We start from the raw sequence: 16,492 nt of genomic DNA, 5'->3' as shown, positions 1-16,492 counted from the left end.
AATAATCCGCCATCTTTAAAGGATTTATTGCCGCGAGCTAAATAACAAAATTTGCAAAGCATTATTGTTTTCAGGATATGCCAGCATGATAAAAGGTTATGAAGAATAGGCAAAAGGAAAACCGGCGTTCTGGCTTACAACCCACAGTCGGCTGTGATTTAATCGCTCATTATCGCCAACCTTCGGGGAAAATACCTTATGAACAAATCAGTTGCGTTCGGGATAACATTCATCCTGTTGTCCGCTAGCTCTTTTTACGCCGCCGCCGACGATCATCTTATTCGCGTCGGCTTTAACCCCGGACCGTATAAAGAACAATTTGAAAAAGGCGTCGCGCCCTATTTATTGAGTAAGGGGTATAAAATCGAATATAAAGATTTCAGCGATGGTATTCAGATCAATGACGCGGTGGCCCGCGGCGCTATCGAAGCAAATATCATGCAGCATCCGGTATACCTGAAAGCGATTAATGAGCGACTGGGGATTGATAACGTGGGCATTGTGCAGGTACCGACGCCGCCGATGGGGCTGTATGGTGGGAAACTAACCACCCTGGGTACCCCGGCGGCAGGCACCGTCGTGTCGGTACCAAACCAGCCGTCGAATGAGTATCGCGCGGTACTGGTGCTGGAGAGTCTGGGCTGGGTGAAAATCAAACCAGACAGCGATCCGGCCACTTTTTCGCAGCGTAACATCGTGGATAATCCCTACAAAATTGTTCTCAAAGAGATGGATAATGCCCAGCAGGTTCGCGCGCTGCCGGACGTCGACTATGGCCTGATTCAGGGCAATTTCGCCGTATCCAGCGGCATGTCGCTCACCTCGGCATTAAAGCTGGAGACCGCCACCAGCCATTTTATTAATGTCGTGACCGTCGCCGGTAAAAACCAAAACGCGCAGTTTGCCAAAGATATTATTGCCGGCTATCACTCTGCCGATTTCAAAAAATATATTCTTAGCCATCCGCAGTATGATGGTTACCTGCTGCCTGATTATTTAAAATGAATAACGCGATGATTGAATTTCGCCACGTCAGTAAATCCTTTTCCAGGAAAGGGCATCCGGTACTGGCCTTACAGGATATTAATCTCAGCATTGAGCGGGGCGATATTTTCGGCATTATTGGTTACAGCGGCGCAGGAAAAAGCACCTTATTGCGGCTGATTAATCGTCTGGAAACGCCGGGCGAGGGCGACGTGCTGCTGAACGGCGAGTCGTTACAGGCCTGCAACGGCCAGCGTCTGCAGGCGATCAAAAAAGATATCGGCATGATCTTTCAGAATTTTAATCTGCTGAATTCGAAAACCGTTTTCCATAACATCGCCATCCCGCTTATTTTGCAGGGGCGTGACAAGGCCTATATTCAGGCGCGGGTGGCGGAGCTGCTGGCGTTTGTCGATCTGAGCGACAAAATGCACAGCTACCCCAATGAGCTGTCAGGAGGGCAAAAGCAGCGTGTCGGTATTGCCCGGGCGCTGGCCACTAACCCGTCGGTGCTGCTGTGCGATGAAGCTACCTCGGCGCTCGATCCCCACACCACGGTGCAGATCTTACTTCTGCTGCAGGAGATAAATCGCCGCTATGGCATCACCATCGTACTGATCACCCATGAAATGTCGGTGATCCAGAAAATCTGTCACAAGGTGGCGGTGATGCAGGCGGGCCGTATCGTTGAACAGGGAACGGTTTTCGACCTCTTTGCCCAGCCGCAGCACCCGGTCACCGCCAGTTTTGTTCAGTCGGTGGTGCACGACCGCCTGCCGCAACGGGTGGCGTCGCTCCTGCAGCGCGATAACGGCGCCCGGGCTTTACGCCTCGAATTTATCGGCGCGACGGCGCAGCAGCCGATCATTAATCACCTGATCCGCGAATATGCGGTCGAGGTCAATATCCTGTTCGCCAGTATGTCCGAAGTTCAGGGCCGGATTCTGGGATTTATGATTGTGCAACTCCTCGGCGAGCCTGACGAAACCGAACGCGCCATCACCCATCTTGCTGATGCAGGAGTGAAAATCATCCATGTTTGATCTTATAGATACCGCTATCACCGGCGATCAGTTTCTGCTGGCGCTGCATGACACTCTGATTATGGTCGCCGTTTCACTGGGTTTTGGCGCGCTGCTTGGCGTACCGCTGGGAATTGTGCTGGTGATTTGCCGTCCCGGCGGCATTGTAGCCCATCCGGTGGTGCATCAGGCGCTGAATCCGCTGATTAACGTGCTGCGCTCGCTGCCGTTTATCATTTTGCTGATTGTGATCCTGCCCTTTACCAGACTGCTGGTGGGCACCACGATCGGCACGGCGGGAGCCATCGTGCCGCTGATCGTCTTTGTCGCTCCCTATATTGCCCGGCTGGTGGAGAGCTCGCTGCTGGAGGTGGATGAGGGGATCCTGGAGGCCGCGGATGCCATGGGCGCCACGCCCCTGCAGACGGTCTGGCTCTTTATGCTGCCGGAGGCGGCGGCGTCGCTGATTCTGGCCCTCACCACGGCGACGATCGGCCTGCTTGGCGCTACCGCCATGGCGGGAACGGTGGGCGGCGGCGGGATTGGCGACCTCGCCATCACCTACGGCTATCAGCGCTTCGACGCCTTTGCCACCCTAACCACCGCTCTGGTGCTGATTGTGATTGTCCAGCTGATCCAGACGCTGGGCACCCGTTTAGCTCGTCGACTGCGCCGTGAATAACGGCCATTTCGCGCCGGGAGCCGCGCACTAAAGGCTTGTTAATCTTCAACGCCCTCCAGGATGGCAGGGCGATCTTATTTTGCCGTAAACAAATTCTGAGAATATATATAATGGATTATATAATCACCATAAATACTCACTGATGATAGCAATCTGAAAATAGATAACGGAAAGGGGGATTGCGCGCTTTTTGATTGATCTTGCCGGGGGCTTTGCTACTATCCAGGCGGCATTGAATGTTATTAATAATGCCCGAGAATGGAATGTAAAAATACCTCATGGAGTATGGCATGAAGCATGTACATAAGCTGGTCTGGATTGGCCTGTTCGTTAATATCGTAATCTGTTTTATTTCGCGTAATTTATTATTAGAGGAGGGACAACTGAACTTCCATCGTGGAGTGGATAGCATGTGGTCCTGGCTGGTGCTGGCCCTGTTTATTGCCGTGGTGGTTCAGGCGGTCAGCATAATGCTGTCAGGCCGCTATCCTTATCTGGCCATCGTCCTGGCGTTTGTTGGCGGTATCGTGATGGTGCCCGCCAGCGTGATCTTTCTGGTGGGCAGTCTGTTCAGCTTGCAAACGCGAATTAACGCCGGATTTACGCCGTGGCAGTCAACTGCGCAAGCAGGAACAGATGATAACCACAAGCTGTTAACCTTTAACGCCTCGGGCTTTTATCCTCAGGGGGCGCTGGCGATCATCGCCGGGATCATTATTTTAATGATTGGTATGGGTATCGGCGGCGTATTTATTGCTGCCGGTATTGTTGCGCTGTGCAATGGCTACCGTTTGCAAAATCGCGTGGTGATTGGCGTGAGCGGCGAGTCGATGATATTTACGCCAGGACTTTATGCTGATACTTACGTTATTCCCTTGCGTGACGTGGTCGTGGTTGAGCGCAGCAATAATGATGCGAAAGTTCGGCTGCTGATCCCGTCCAGCGGCAGGAGTTTTATACTGCGCAAAAAGATGCTGGCTGGCGATAACGTTAATGACGCCTTTGCCGCCATTCTGGCAAAACTGACTACCGTTTAACGCGGGTGGGGTTGATAAACCGCCAGGCGCCCTGGCGGTGAAAGAGAGGGTTAGCATACGCGGCTACCGCATCAGCCAACCCCCCCCTCGCGAACAGCATCAGCCGACCTGTTAATCCACGTTAGTAAAATAATCGCGCGCAGCGGTCTCGACGCGTTTCGCATCCAGCCCGGTCTTTTCAGTGATCTGTTCGATAAACGATTTAAATTTTTCGGTCATCACGTTACCCCCTTCCCAGTGGGCGACGTAGAATTTGCACTGATAGCGATAAAAATGGAGAGTGGTATCTCCTAACGTGTAATACATGAGCTTCTCCTGTCCAGTAATGCGGTTGCCGCGTCCACAGCGTCAGCAACCTTGTTCTCATCACGATCGATCTGTTCTCTATCCTCCTCCCAAATGGCTGAAATTTCCAGCGGAGGTTTGCCCCTGAGGGCAGGATAATGAAGGGCTAATATGCGGACAGGTAGTGATTTTTGCTGACAATGGCGAAGCCGACCCGATTACCGGCAGTTGCGCAGGTAACCGGGGGAAACAGGCAGGATTAGCGCAGCGCGTTGCGCTCGTCCTCGGTCAGGTCCAGGGGCTGTACCACGCCGCTTTCCGCGGAGCGTACCGCCGCTTCCAGCACGGCCATCACCGCCAGCGCTTCTACCGGCGGTACCGGATTGGCAATCTGACCGTTCAGCGCCTCGCGGATCTGCATATAGTACTGGCGCTGATCGCCCTGCGGAGTGGCCTGAGTGCGGGCCTGCAGCGCGGCATCATAGATAACCAGCGGGTCATCATCTTCACCCCAGCCGGCGCTTCCCGGCGCCACGCCTGCCAGCAGCTGGCTCTCCTGCTGGTCGGCCCGCGCTTTGATAACGCTGCCTTTATCACCGTGCACGGTAAAGCGCGATGAGCCGCCCGCGACCAGCATGCTGCAGTGCAGGATCACTTTATGCGCCGGGTAGTTTAGTACCACATGCGCCCAGTCGTTGATCTCCGCGCCGTCGCGCAGGGTCGCGATGTTGCCTTGCACCGACTGCGGCAAACCAAACAGCTGCAGCGCCTGGTCAATCAGGTGCGGCCCCAGGTCGAACCATAAGCCACTGCCCGGGACGTTCTGCTCGCGCCAGCGGACGCGGACTTCCGGGCGAAAGCGGTCGAAATGCGACTCGAAGTGTTTCACCGCGCCGAGGGTGCCTTGCTCAATCACCTGACGGATCCCGAGATAGTCGCTGTCCCAGCGGCGGTTATGGAAGACGGAGAGCAGGCGTTGTTTTTCCTCTGCCAGGGCGATCAGCTCCCGGGCTTCCTGCATATCGAGAGTGAAAGGTTTGTCCACCACCACATGCTTGCCGGCGTTCAGCGCCAGGCGGGCCAGCGGCGCGTGGGTGGCGTTGGGGGAGGCGATGACCACCAGATCGACATCCGGATGCTGAACCGCTGCCTCCGGGGAAGCGATGACCGTGACATCCGGCAGGTCGCGTTTGACTTTCTCTTCATCGCGCGAGGCGACGAACGCCAGATTCAGACCCGGCACTGAACGGATAAGCGGCGCGTGGAAGGTCTTACCGACGAAGCCATAGCCAATCAGGGCGATATTTATTGTGTTGTTACTCATCAGGTTCTCCACGCGGTTAAGCGTCAGCAATGTGTACAGAGAGGGCGGGGTCATCCCCCAGCTCAGCCCAGGGACGATCAAGAAAAAGATGGTGAATATCGCTGAGCCCGGCCACCAGCCACGGCTCGCAATGGTTGACTTTGGTATGGTCTGCCACCAGCCAGTGCTCTGCGCTGGCGGCCAGCATGGCGCGCTTCACGTCAGCATCGGCCTCCTGGCTGGCGCTCAGCCCCAGCCCGGCATGCAAGGCGCAGGCGCCGAGGATCGCGATATCGGCCCGGTAGCGGGCGACCAGCGACAGGGTGGCGCTGCCGGCGAAGAGCCGCTGTTCGCTGTCCCACTGGCCGCCAAGCAGGATCAGCTGAATGTCGGCGCGATCGCTGAACAGCTGGGCGATATCCAGAGAAGCGGTGATCACGGTCAGCGGCCCTTTAAGCTGCGCGGCGACCGCCAGCAGCGTGCTTCCGGCGTCGAGAAACAGCGTCGAGCCCTGGGGGATATGGGCGGCGACCAGCTCGCCGAGACGCTGCTTCGTCTGGGTGAGCAGGGCATTTCTTCCCTGGCGCGTCATCGCCGGCACGTTAAGGGCGATGGCGCCACCGTGGCTTTTCTGCAGCACGCCCTGTTTTTCCAGGTCGCTCAGATCGCGGCGAATGGTATCGGCTGACACCTGCAGCGCGTCAACCAGTTCGCTAATACTCAGCTGGCCGTTTTCACTCAGCCTGTCGAGGATGTGTTTTTGTCTGGCGAGCTTATGCATGGCAAGTGACCCCGCAAATTAACGCAATAAACAGCATAATACAGCAATGAGTGGCAAAATAAACCGCAAAAAAGCGCAGTGAGATCGGCAAAACGGGAAGAACTTGATTTCACTACGCTTTAACGTTAAATGAAGAGTGCAGCGCGACCCGGGGCGAAAGCGCTTTTTAATGAAGCTATTAGCCCTACTTACCGGGCAATAAAAAGCGAAAAAGCGCGCTTTCGCGTACCTTATAGAGAGTGCGCGCAATGTGACAGGTATGGATTAACGGAGGTTGAGTGGACGCGATTAAAGGCTCGGAGTTGCAAATACCGGACGCGATCTTCGCGTGGGTGCTCGACGGGCAGGGGGGCGTGAAGCCGCTCACCGATAACGATATTATCGACAAAGACAAGCCCTGCTGGCTGCATCTGAATTATACCCACAGCGACAGCGCCGACTGGCTGGCGGCCACCCCGTTGCTGCCCAATAACGTGCGTGACGCCCTGGCGGGAGAGAGCACCCGGCCACGGGTGACGCGGATCGGCGACGGGGCGCTGATAACCCTGCGCTGCATTAACGGCAGTACTGATGAGCGTCCCGACCAGCTGGTGGCGATGCGCCTGTACATGGACGAGCGGCTGATCGTCTCCACCCGTCAGCGCAAGGTGCTGGCGCTGGACGATGTGCTGGGTGACCTGAAGGAGGGCAATGGCCCGACGGACGGCGGCAGCTGGCTGGTGGAAGTCTGCGATGCGCTGACCGATCATGCCAGCGAGTTTATCGAACAGCTGCACGACCGCATTATCGACCTGGAAGATGACCTGCTTGACCAACAGGTGCCACCGCGGGGTTTTCTCGCGCTGCTGCGTAAGCAACTGATTGTGATGCGCCGCTATATGGCGCCGCAGCGCGACGTTTACGCCCGACTGGCCAGCGAGCGGCTGCCGTGGATGAGTGACGATCAGCGGCGGCGGATGCAGGATATCGCTGAGCGGCTGGGGCGCGGTCTGGATGAGATCGACAGCTGTATCGCCCGGACGGCGATCATGAGCGACGAGATCGCCCAGATTATGCAGGAGTCTCTGGCGCGGCGGACTTATACAATGTCGTTGATGGCGATGGTGTTTCTGCCCAGCACCTTTTTAACCGGCCTGTTCGGCGTCAACCTTGGCGGGATCCCGGGAAACAGCTGGCATCTGGGGTTTAGCCTCTTCTGCCTGATGTTAGTTGTTGTCATCGGTGGTGTTGCGTGGTGGTTACATCGCAGTAAATGGTTGTAAAGAATCGCCTTTTAGCGGCCGCATTGCCGGGAAAACCCGGCAATGTTTGAGCGAAATCAATAAACCACCTACCCATTCAGGGCAATATCTCTCTCGCAGGTGAATGCAACGTCAAGCGATGGGCGTTGCGCTCCATATTGTCTTACTTCCTTTTTTGAATTACTGCATAGCACAATTAATTCGTACGACGCCGACTTTGTTGAGTCGGCTTTTTTTTTGCGCTCTCCGGACCAGCTTCTACGCTTACTAAGACACCCGACGGTCTTCAGGCCGTTAAGCCTGCGGGTACGCCCGTATTACTCTCCGGGAGGCCTCTATGCATTACGCTTCAGGGCTGACAGCCCAGTCTATCCCCATCTCACCCGAGCCGAACGATCCGGCTCCTTTACCCGACCCACGACCGCGTCCGCAGCCGCAGCCCGATCCGCCGCCTGACGAAGAGCCGATTAAATTGTCGCATCAGGCGCGGAGATCTGCGAGGATACGCGCCTGCAGATTGTCCGTCCTTTAATACGAGAATACATTGTGACCGCTTTTTCTACCCTGACTGTTTTACCTGCCGCCCAATTAGCCAACCTTAATGAGCTGGGTTATCTGTCGATGACCCCGGTTCAGGCCGCCGCCCTGCCGGCGATCCTTGCGGGGAAAGATGTGCGCGTGCAGGCAAAAACCGGCAGCGGAAAAACGGCCGCATTCGGGCTGGGTCTGCTGCAGCATATCGATCCGGCGCGCTTTGAGACCCAGTCGCTGGTGTTGTGTCCGACCCGCGAGCTGGCCGATCAGGTTGCCGGTGAGCTGCGTCGCCTGGCGCGCTGCCTGCCGAACATCAAGATTCTGATGCTCTGCGGCGGGCAGCCCTTTGGCGCCCAGCGAGATTCACTCCAGCACGCCCCGCATATCATCGTCGCCACCCCGGGCCGTCTGCTCGATCATCTGCAGAAGGGGACGGTCTCCCTTGACGCGTTGCAGACCCTGGTGATGGATGAAGCGGACCGCATGCTCGATATGGGCTTCAGCGACGCCATCGACGAGGTGATCCGCTTCGCGCCGGCTGACCGGCAGACCCTGCTGTTTTCCGCCACCTGGCCGGCGGCAATCGCGGCGATCAGCGGCCGGGTGCAGCGCAATCCGCAGACAATTGAGATCGACACTGTCGATGCGCTCCCGGCGATTGAGCAGCAGTTTTTTGAAGTTTCCCGCCACGGTAAGATTGCCCTGCTGCAGCGCCTGCTCAGCCAGCATCAGCCCGCATCCTGTGTGGTGTTCTGCAACACCAAACGCGATTGCCAGGCGGTCTGCGATGCGCTCAACGCCGCCGGGCAGAGCGCCTTGTCGCTGCACGGTGATCTCGAGCAGCGCGACCGCGATCAGACGCTGGTGCGCTTCGCCAACGGCAGCGTCCGGGTTCTGGTGGCGACCGACGTCGCCGCCCGCGGCCTCGACATCAAATCCCTCGCGCTGGTGGTGAACTTCGAGCTGGCCTGGGATCCGGAGGTGCATGTTCACCGCATCGGCCGTACCGCCCGCGCCGGCGAACAAGGGCTGGCCATCAGCTTCTGTGCGCCGGAAGAGGCGCAGCGCGCCACGATCCTGGCCGACATGCTGCAGCTCTCCCTGAACTGGCTGCCGGCGCCGACGGGCAACACCATCGCACCGTTGACGGCGGAGATGGCCACGCTGTGTATTGACGGCGGTAAAAAGGCGAAAATGCGCCCGGGAGATGTGCTGGGAGCCCTGACCGGGGATATGGGTTTTGATGGCGCCGATATCGGCAAAATTACCGTTCATCCGGCTCATGTCTATGTGGCGATCCGCCAGAATATGGCGCAGAAGGCGTATAAGCAGTTACAAAATGGCAAGATTAAGGGCAAAGCCTGCCGCGTTCGACTGCTGAAGTAAGGGCAGGTTAGTGCGTCTCAGGCGGCTGCCTGAGACGCGTGAGGGTTACTTCACTTCCACCACGTTCAGACGCAGTTCATCGAGACGGGCGTCTTCTTCTTCCGGCTGCCAGCTGGCAGGTTGCAGGGGAATCTCTTCCCGGTCAAACGCCAGATCGCCACCGTCCACCACCTCGGAGCCGTGGGTGATGCCTTTAAAATCAAACAGATTGACATCGCTCAGATGTGAAGGCACCACGTTCTGCATCGCGCTGAACATGGTTTCAATGCGCCCAGGATAACGCTTATCCCAGTCGCGGAGCATATCGGCGATCACCTGACGCTGCAGATTTGGCTGCGAACCGCACAGGTTGCACGGAATAATCGGGAAGCCTTTGGCCTGGGAGAAGCGCTCGATGTCCTTTTCGCGGCAGTAGGCCAGCGGGCGGATGACGATGTGTTTGCCGTCGTCGCTCATTAGCTTCGGCGGCATCCCTTTCATTTTTCCGCCGTAGAACATATTCAGGAACAGCGTCTGCAGGATGTCATCGCGATGATGGCCGAGGGCGATCTTGGTCGCCCCGAGCTCGGTGGCGGTACGGTAGAGGATGCCGCGACGCAGGCGAGAGCACAGCGAGCAGGTGGTTTTCCCTTCCGGGATCTTCTCTTTGACGATGCCGTAGGTATTCTCTTCGACAATCTTGTATTCCACGCCCAGCTGCTCAAGATACGCCGGCAGAATATGCTCCGGGAACCCGGGCTGCTTCTGATCGAGGTTGACCGCCACCAGCGAAAAGGAGATGGGCGCGCTTTTCTGCAGATTACGCAGGATCTCCAGCATGGTATAGCTGTCCTTGCCGCCTGAAAGACAAACCATAATGCGGTCGCCCTCTTCAATCATATTGAAGTCGGCAATCGCCTCACCGACGTTGCGGCGCAGACGTTTCTGCAGCTTATCGATGTTGTATTTTTCTTTTTTACTGATTTCTTGATTTTGCAGCATGTAATAGTGGCTCAATTCATAGTGTGGCATCAGAAGAGCACGCATTCTGCCAGCCGCTGAACAACGTGGCGCTGGCGCGTAGCAATTATTGAGGTTTGACAGGCAACCGTGGCGTGTATGGTACGGATTCAGGGGCGGAATGTCAGCATCTTTCCGGCACTTTCCGCAGCGAGCAGCCGGGCGGGGCCGGCTGATGCGGAAATTAACAGCCCGCCGGGCGGCGGGCTGTGGCGTTAGCGGACTACCAGGACCGAGCACTCGGCGTGACGAACCACCGCGGCGGCGTTGGAGCCCAGCAGATAAGTCGTGATATCAGGCCGGTGGGAGGCGATGATCACCAGGTCGGCTGGCAGCGACTTGGCCAGAGCAAGGATTTTATCTTTTGGCGACCCTTCCGCGACGTGAAAATGCATCCGGTCTTCCGGGATAGAGAACTGCTTTGCGATCTCTTTCAACTGCGTTTCAGAACCCTCACGCAGCTCATCCATGCCGGGAAGCTCAGCGGTATAGGCCATTCCCAGTGAGGCATAATAGGGCAGAGAAGGGATCACGGTGAGGAAATGGACCTCGGCGTCGTCAATCCGCGCTTCCGATTCAACGTGACTGATAATGCGTTCAGTAAATTCTTTATCAGAGATATCGATAGGGACAAGAATCATTCTGCTCATAAAACCTCCTGTTTAAGTATCCCCTCATATTGTAAGGCAATATGGCACATTTTGTATCATGACCGCGGTCACATTTTGACATTAACGTGGCTTGCGTTCGGGGAATTTTCCTTTAATCACGCCGTCATAAAATCGCCCTTTTGAAACCACCTGTAAAAAGTCACGAAAAATACGCGGTGGAACGCCGGTATATTGTAATGGCGGCTGGTGATAAAAATAGATTTCCAGTGTGGCGGAGGCGTCATCGTAGGCGACGGAGATAATTCGGGAAGATTTTACCGGATGGTGGTGCATCATGGACGTCCTCGGGCAAGCACTGACTGGCCATGACTATATCATTAAACGGACGGCTATTTTAGCTCGTAAGATATAGCGTTTTGTTTTATCTGCAGCGAGGCGGGTGGGGGAAGCCCGCCGGAACCGGCGGGCAGGCGCATCAGAACTGGTAAACCAGGCCCAGAGCGACGATGTTATCGGTAGAGATACCGTTGTCTTCGTAGAATTTGTCGTTACCATCCAGCAGGTTGATTTTGTAATCAACATAGGTGGACATATTACGGTTGAAGTAATAGGTCGCGCCAACGTCCATATATTTGACCAGATCTTTATCGGCATAGCGGCCGTTATTGTACAGATCTTTGCCTTTGGACTGCAGGTAGGAGATGGCCGGACGCAGACCGAAGTCGAACTGATACTGCGCGGTGACTTCGAAGTTTTGCGTTTTATTGGCCACACCGTCGTTGCCGTACGGGGTCATATTGCGGGTTTCAGAGTACATGGTCGCCAGGTAGATATCGTTGGCGTCGTACTTCAGACCGGCGGTCCAGGCTTCCGCTTTATCACCGTAGGCGTTGGTCTGGGTCATCTGATCGTTAGTACGGTCAGAAGAGGTGTAGGCTGCCGCCGCGCTGATGCCCATGCCGAAGTCATAAGAGGTGGAGAGGCCGAAACCATCGCCATTGTCGAAACGAACATCGCTGTCGCTGCTGCGGTTATTGGTGCCGACGTTGATATCCTGTGCGTTCTGACCTTCGTTTTTACCCTGATATTGCAGGGCAAAGTTCAGACCCTCCACCAGGCCAAAGAAATCGCTGTTGCGGTAGGTCGCGACGCCGTTGGCGCGGCCTGCCATAAAGTTATCCGCATAGGTGTAGGAGTCGCCGCCGAACTCCGGCAGCATATCGGTCCAGCCTTCGACGTCGTACAGCACGCCGTAGTTACGACCGTAGTCGAAGGAGCCGTAATCGCCGACTTTGATACCCGCGAATGCCAGACGGGTCCACGCCTGATCGCTGGAGCTCTCGGTGTTGTTGGCCTGAACGTTATATTCCCACTGACCATAGCCGGTCAGCATATTGTTGATCTGAGTTTCGCCCTTAAAGCCAAAACGCAAATAAGTTTGATCGCCGTCTTTTTTCGAGTCGCTGGAGAAATAATGCAGACCATCTACCTTGCCATAGAGATCTAATTTATTTCCATCTTTATTATAAATTTCCGCTGCGTGAGCGGCACCGGCAGCTAATAAAGCCGGGATGACGAGGGCCAGTACTTTTCTTTTCATGAAGAAATTCCTTTAACTGTTTTTATGTTTTAGCTTCCGGGAAGGAAGTGAACTCATGCTAAAGGAGCGGTCTGAGATCCGGTAAGATTCAATTGTTACGATATAAGTAAAATCTAAAATAAATAATACCAGTGAAATGGTGATAATTATGCTGAATACATTCATGGGTAATATACAAAATAAAAATTATACATGCCCGGGCTAATCACGTATTATTTGCGCGTTATATGCCTTTATTGTCATGCCAATAATTTATTGTTGCCGTCTCATTCTACGGAATGATTTTGTTTATCGGTAAAACGACAAGCCCGAACGTTATGTTCGGGCTTTTTTTATGGCCGAAGGTGACGGGGCGGTTAACCTTCGCCTGGCGCTTTCTCCGCTTTGCCTGCCAGCTGGGCGAGGAAGTCATAGCGCTTTTGCAGATCGGCGGCGGCGTCTTTCCACAACTGCTCCGCCACTTCAGGCTGCTGGGCGTTCAGGCGGCGGAAACGTTGCTCATTGAGCAGCGTCTCGGCCAGCGCGTCTGATGGCGGACGGGAATCCAGCGCCAGTGGGATCTTGCCTTCGTCTGCCCGACGCGGGTCGAAGCGGTAGAGCGGCCAGAAGCCGGTGGCGGTCAGCTGACGCATCTGGTCGTGGCTGAGCGCCAGATCGTAACCGTGCTCTTCGCAAGGGCTGTAGGCGATGATCAGCGATGGCCCCGGATAGGCTTCCGCTTCCTGAATCGCTTTCACCGTCTGGTTCAACTGCGCGCCCAGCGAAATTTGCGCCACATAAACATGACCGTACATCATCATGCTGACGCCCAGATCTTTGCGCGCCTTGCGTTTGCCATGCTCGCCAAACTTGGTGACTGCCCCCAGCGGCGTGGCTTTTGACGCCTGCCCGCCGGTGTTGGAGTAACACTGGGTATCCAGCACCAGTATGTTGACGTTTTCCGTCAGGCTCAGCACATGATCCAGACCGCCGAAGCCAATATCGTAGGCCCAGCCGTCGCCACCGATCAGCCAGACGGATTTTTCCACCAGCGCGTCGGCATCGGTCAGCAGCTCTTCAGCGCCAGCCACGCCGGCCAGCGCCTGACGCAGGGCAGCCACCTGCTCGCGGCGAACTTCCGGCGTCGCCTCCGCATGCAGCGCCGCGTTCAGCTCTGCCGGCAGCTGGTCGGCAAATTCACTCAGCAGGCGCATCACGCGCTGGCGATGCTGGTCGACGGTTAAACGAAAGCCGAGCCCGAATTCAGCGTTATCCTCAAACAGCGAGTTGGCCCACGCCGGGCCGCGGCCGTTGGCGTCGGTGGTATAGGGCGTTGAGGGCAGGTTACCGCCATAAATGGAAGAGCAGCCGGTGGCGTTAGCAATCAACATCCGGTCGCCGTACAGCTGAGTAAGTAGTTTGATATACGGCGTTTCGCCACAGCCCGAGCAGGCGCCGGAGTATTCAAACAGCGGGCTAATCAGCTGCGAGGTGCGAATATCAATCCGCTCCAGTTTAGTGCGGTCGATTTCCGGCAGGTTGAGGAAGTACTCGTAATTGACCTTCTCCTCTTCCACATGCTCCAGGCGCGACATCATATTGATGGCCTTGATCTCCGGGTTCTGGCGATCTTTTGCCGGGCACACTTCGACGCACAGGTTACAGCCGGTGCAGTCTTCCGGGGCGACCTGCAGAACGTATTTCTGTCCGCGCATATCGCGGGATTTAACGTCCAGCGAATGCAGACTGGCAGGGGCGTGCTCCATCTCTTCCGGCGCGACCACTTTGGCGCGGATCGCCGAGTGCGGGCAGGCGGCGACGCAGTGGTTGCACTGAGTACACAGCGCTTCCTTCCAGATGGGGATCTCTTCGGCAATGTTGCGTTTCTCCCACCGCGTGGTACCCATGGGCCAGGTGCCGTCCGGCGGCAGAGCGGAGACCGGCAGCGCATCGCCAAGGCCGGCCAGCATCGCAGCGGTGACCGTTTTGACGAAATCCGGCGCGGCGTCGGAAACCACCGGCGGGCGGTTCGGACTGCTGGCGTTCACCGGCTGGAGCGGCACTTCCGCCAGCGATTCGCGGGCCAGGGCCAGTGCCTGCCAGTTGCGCTCCACCAGTTCCTGACCTTTGCTGCTGTAGCTTTTGGCAATCGCCGCCTGCAGTTCTGCCAGCGCACTGTCGCCCGGCAGGATGCGGGTGAGATGGAAGAACGCCATCTGCATGACGGTATTGATGCGCGCGCCGAGGTTGCATTCACGGGCGATTTTCGCCGCGTTGACCACGTAGAAATGCGCTTTTTTCTGATTCAGGGTGGCCTGGACTTCCTGCGGCAGGCGGGACCAGACCTCATCGGCGCTGTACGGCGTGTTGAGCAGGAAAATACCGCCGGGCTTCAGCCGCTCGGCCATCTGGTATTTATCGATAAACTGCAGCTGGTGGCAGCCGACGAAATCAGCCTGCGAAATCAGATACGATGAACGAATCGGTTTTTCGCTGACGCGCAGATGCGAGACGGTCAGGCCGCCGGCTTTCTTCGAGTCATAGACAAAATAGCCCTGTGAGAACCACGGGGTCGAGTTGCCGATGATTTTGATGTTGTTTTTGGTGGCTGACACGCTGCCATCGCTGCCGAGACCGTAGAACAGGGCCTCGAGCTTGGCCTCTGCGGGCAGGGTATTTTCGCCCAGCGGCAGCGACAGATTGGTCACGTCATCATAGATACCGACGGTAAAGCGCGGCTTCGGCTGAGCGGACTGCAGTTCACTAAATACCGCCAGCACGCATTCCGGGCCGAACTCCTTGGAGGAGAGGCCATAGCGGCCGCCGATGGTGCGCGGCAGCGTCTCGCGCTCGCCGCGGTTAAAGGCTTCCGCCAGGGCGGTCATCACATCGAGATACAGCGGCTCTGCCTGGGCGCCAGGCTCTTTGGTGCGATCGAGCACCGCTACCGCCCGGGCGCTTTCCGGCAGCGCTGCCAGCAGGTGGGCGGCGGAGAATGGGCGATAGAGGCGCACTTTCAGCACGCCGACTTTCTCGCCGCGGCTCAGCAGTTCATCAACCACCTCTTCGCAGGTACCGATGGCCGAACCCATAATGACGATCACGCGCTCTGCCTGCGGGTGGCCGTAAAACTCAAACGGTTTGTACTGGCGGCCGGTGGCGGCGGCGAAGTCGTCCATCGCTTTCTCGACATGCTCATACACCGCGTCGTACCACGGGTTAGTGGCCTCCCGCGACTGGAAGTAGGTGTCGGGGTTGGCCGAGGTCCCGCGGATCACCGGATGCTCCGGATTTAGCGCGCGCTGGCGATGCTCAGCGATCTTATCCTGCGGCAGCAGGGCGCGAATGGTGTCATCGGCCAGCGGGGCGATTTTGTTGATTTCGTGCGAGGTGCGGAAACCATCAAAGAAATGAATAAACGGCACCCGGCTCTGCAGGGTGGCGATATGCGAGATCAGCGCAAAATCCTGCGCCTCCTGGACGCTGCTGGCGCACAGCATCGCGCACCCGGTCTGGCGCACGGCCATGACATCGGAATGGTCGCCGAAGATCGACAGCGCGTGGGTGGCGACGGTGCGGGCGGCGACGTGCAGCACAAACGGCATCAGCTGGCCGGCCAGTTTGTACAGCGTGGGGATCATCAGCAGCAGGCCCTGCGATGAGGTAAAGGAGGTGGAGAGGGCGCCGGTCTGCAGCGCGCCATGCACGGCACCGATAGCGCCCGCCTCCGATTGCATTTCGACCACCCGGGGAACATCGCCCCAGACGTTTTTCAGTCCATTACCGGCCCAGGCGTCGGCCTGCTCCGCCATCGTTGAACTGGGCGTGATCGGGTAGATGGCGATAACTTCACTGGTGCGAAACGCGACGGAAGCGACCGCGCCATTACCATCAATCGTAATCATATGAAGACACCCTTACATTGCGCAAAAGAATGGACGCGTGAAACCGCGACGCGCCCTGTAATTATATAAGAGCTAGTTTAGCAAACCGTTGACGCCGCCATTTTTGCATTTGTGTCCTCAATAGGGCAGGTACCCGTGCCCAG

General features: G+C 56.8%; 15 protein-coding genes. 7 read left to right on the top strand and 8 right to left on the bottom strand.

What is annotated here, in order from left to right; genetic code table 11:
* Positions 1-198: 198 nt before the first annotated feature.
* From B8P98_RS15485 to B8P98_RS15470, 4 genes are all read left to right on the top strand, one after another.
* Positions 199-1,005, top strand: a complete 807-nt coding sequence (locus B8P98_RS15485) for a MetQ/NlpA family ABC transporter substrate-binding protein (RefSeq protein ID WP_025713223.1) — start codon at positions 199-201, stop codon at positions 1,003-1,005.
* 8 nt (positions 1,006-1,013) lie between these two features.
* A complete protein-coding gene (locus B8P98_RS15480; RefSeq protein WP_025713224.1) occupies positions 1,014-2,027 on the top strand; it encodes a methionine ABC transporter ATP-binding protein in 1,014 nt (337 codons plus the stop codon).
* The gene (locus tag B8P98_RS15475) at positions 2,020-2,688 is read left to right on the top strand and encodes a methionine ABC transporter permease (RefSeq protein ID WP_025713225.1); all 669 of its coding nucleotides are present in this window, start codon (positions 2,020-2,022) and stop codon (positions 2,686-2,688) included. The genes B8P98_RS15480 and B8P98_RS15475 overlap by 8 nt, the downstream gene beginning before the upstream one ends.
* Before the next feature lie 290 nt (positions 2,689-2,978).
* Positions 2,979-3,725 (top strand): hypothetical protein, encoded by a 747-nt coding sequence (locus tag B8P98_RS15470; RefSeq protein WP_095033191.1) that lies wholly within the window; start codon positions 2,979-2,981, stop codon positions 3,723-3,725.
* Positions 3,726-3,836: 111 nt separating this feature from the next.
* On the opposite strand, the gene B8P98_RS15465 is transcribed toward B8P98_RS15470, so the two are convergent.
* The 3 genes from B8P98_RS15465 to B8P98_RS15455 all read right to left on the bottom strand — a co-directional run bounded on the left by B8P98_RS15465 (position 3,837) and on the right by B8P98_RS15455 (position 6,094).
* Entirely contained in the window at positions 3,837-4,031 is a 195-nt protein-coding gene (locus B8P98_RS15465) for a hypothetical protein (RefSeq protein WP_025713227.1), read from the bottom strand.
* Between the two features lie 238 nt (positions 4,032-4,269).
* Positions 4,270-5,388, bottom strand: a complete 1,119-nt coding sequence (locus B8P98_RS15460; protein ID WP_095033190.1) for an oxidoreductase — start codon at positions 5,386-5,388, stop codon at positions 4,270-4,272.
* Positions 5,351-6,094 (bottom strand): DeoR/GlpR family DNA-binding transcription regulator, encoded by a 744-nt coding sequence (locus B8P98_RS15455; RefSeq protein ID WP_095033189.1) that lies wholly within the window; start codon positions 6,092-6,094, stop codon positions 5,351-5,353. The genes B8P98_RS15460 and B8P98_RS15455 overlap by 38 nt, the downstream gene beginning before the upstream one ends.
* Before the next feature lie 278 nt (positions 6,095-6,372).
* On the opposite strand from B8P98_RS15455, the gene zntB reads away from it, so the two are divergent.
* The 3 genes from zntB to dbpA all read left to right on the top strand — a co-directional run bounded on the left by zntB (position 6,373) and on the right by dbpA (position 9,255).
* Positions 6,373-7,356, top strand: coding sequence for a zinc transporter ZntB (zntB, locus tag B8P98_RS15445; RefSeq protein WP_008805152.1), 984 nt, complete (start codon positions 6,373-6,375; stop codon positions 7,354-7,356).
* A 316-nt stretch (positions 7,357-7,672) separates the two neighbouring features.
* Entirely contained in the window at positions 7,673-7,867 is a 195-nt protein-coding gene (gene ynaL, locus B8P98_RS31905) for a proline-rich small protein YnaL (RefSeq protein WP_049245597.1), read from the top strand.
* 14 nt (positions 7,868-7,881) lie between these two features.
* On the top strand, positions 7,882-9,255 hold the full coding sequence (gene dbpA, locus B8P98_RS15435) for an ATP-dependent RNA helicase DbpA (protein ID WP_008805151.1): 1,374 nt from the start codon (positions 7,882-7,884) through the stop codon (positions 9,253-9,255).
* A gap of 45 nt (positions 9,256-9,300) precedes the next feature.
* On the opposite strand, the gene ttcA is transcribed toward dbpA, so the two are convergent.
* From ttcA to nifJ, 5 genes are all read right to left on the bottom strand, one after another.
* Positions 9,301-10,236: a tRNA 2-thiocytidine(32) synthetase TtcA gene (ttcA, locus tag B8P98_RS15430; RefSeq protein ID WP_025713231.1), complete on the bottom strand. Its 936-nt coding sequence runs from the start codon at positions 10,234-10,236 to the stop codon at positions 9,301-9,303.
* A 233-nt stretch (positions 10,237-10,469) separates the two neighbouring features.
* Positions 10,470-10,904 (bottom strand): universal stress protein UspF, encoded by a 435-nt coding sequence (gene uspF / locus B8P98_RS15425; RefSeq protein ID WP_004140161.1) that lies wholly within the window; start codon positions 10,902-10,904, stop codon positions 10,470-10,472.
* A gap of 81 nt (positions 10,905-10,985) precedes the next feature.
* Complete coding sequence (locus B8P98_RS15420; protein WP_008805148.1) at positions 10,986-11,198, bottom strand: KTSC domain-containing protein; 213 nt, start codon at positions 11,196-11,198, stop codon at positions 10,986-10,988.
* A 142-nt stretch (positions 11,199-11,340) separates the two neighbouring features.
* Positions 11,341-12,465 carry a porin OmpK37 gene (gene ompK37, locus B8P98_RS15415; RefSeq protein ID WP_025713909.1) on the bottom strand — a complete coding sequence of 375 codons (1,125 nt, stop codon included), beginning with the start codon at positions 12,463-12,465 and terminating at the stop codon, positions 11,341-11,343.
* A gap of 356 nt (positions 12,466-12,821) precedes the next feature.
* Positions 12,822-16,349, bottom strand: coding sequence for a pyruvate:ferredoxin (flavodoxin) oxidoreductase (gene nifJ / locus B8P98_RS15410; RefSeq protein WP_095033188.1), 3,528 nt, complete (start codon positions 16,347-16,349; stop codon positions 12,822-12,824).
* Positions 16,350-16,492: the final 143 nt, after the last annotated feature.

This window comes from Klebsiella quasivariicola, from assembly GCF_002269255.1.
GTDB lineage: Bacteria > Pseudomonadota > Gammaproteobacteria > Enterobacterales > Enterobacteriaceae > Klebsiella > Klebsiella quasivariicola.
This window is presented reverse-complemented; position numbering and strand designations above follow the sequence as displayed.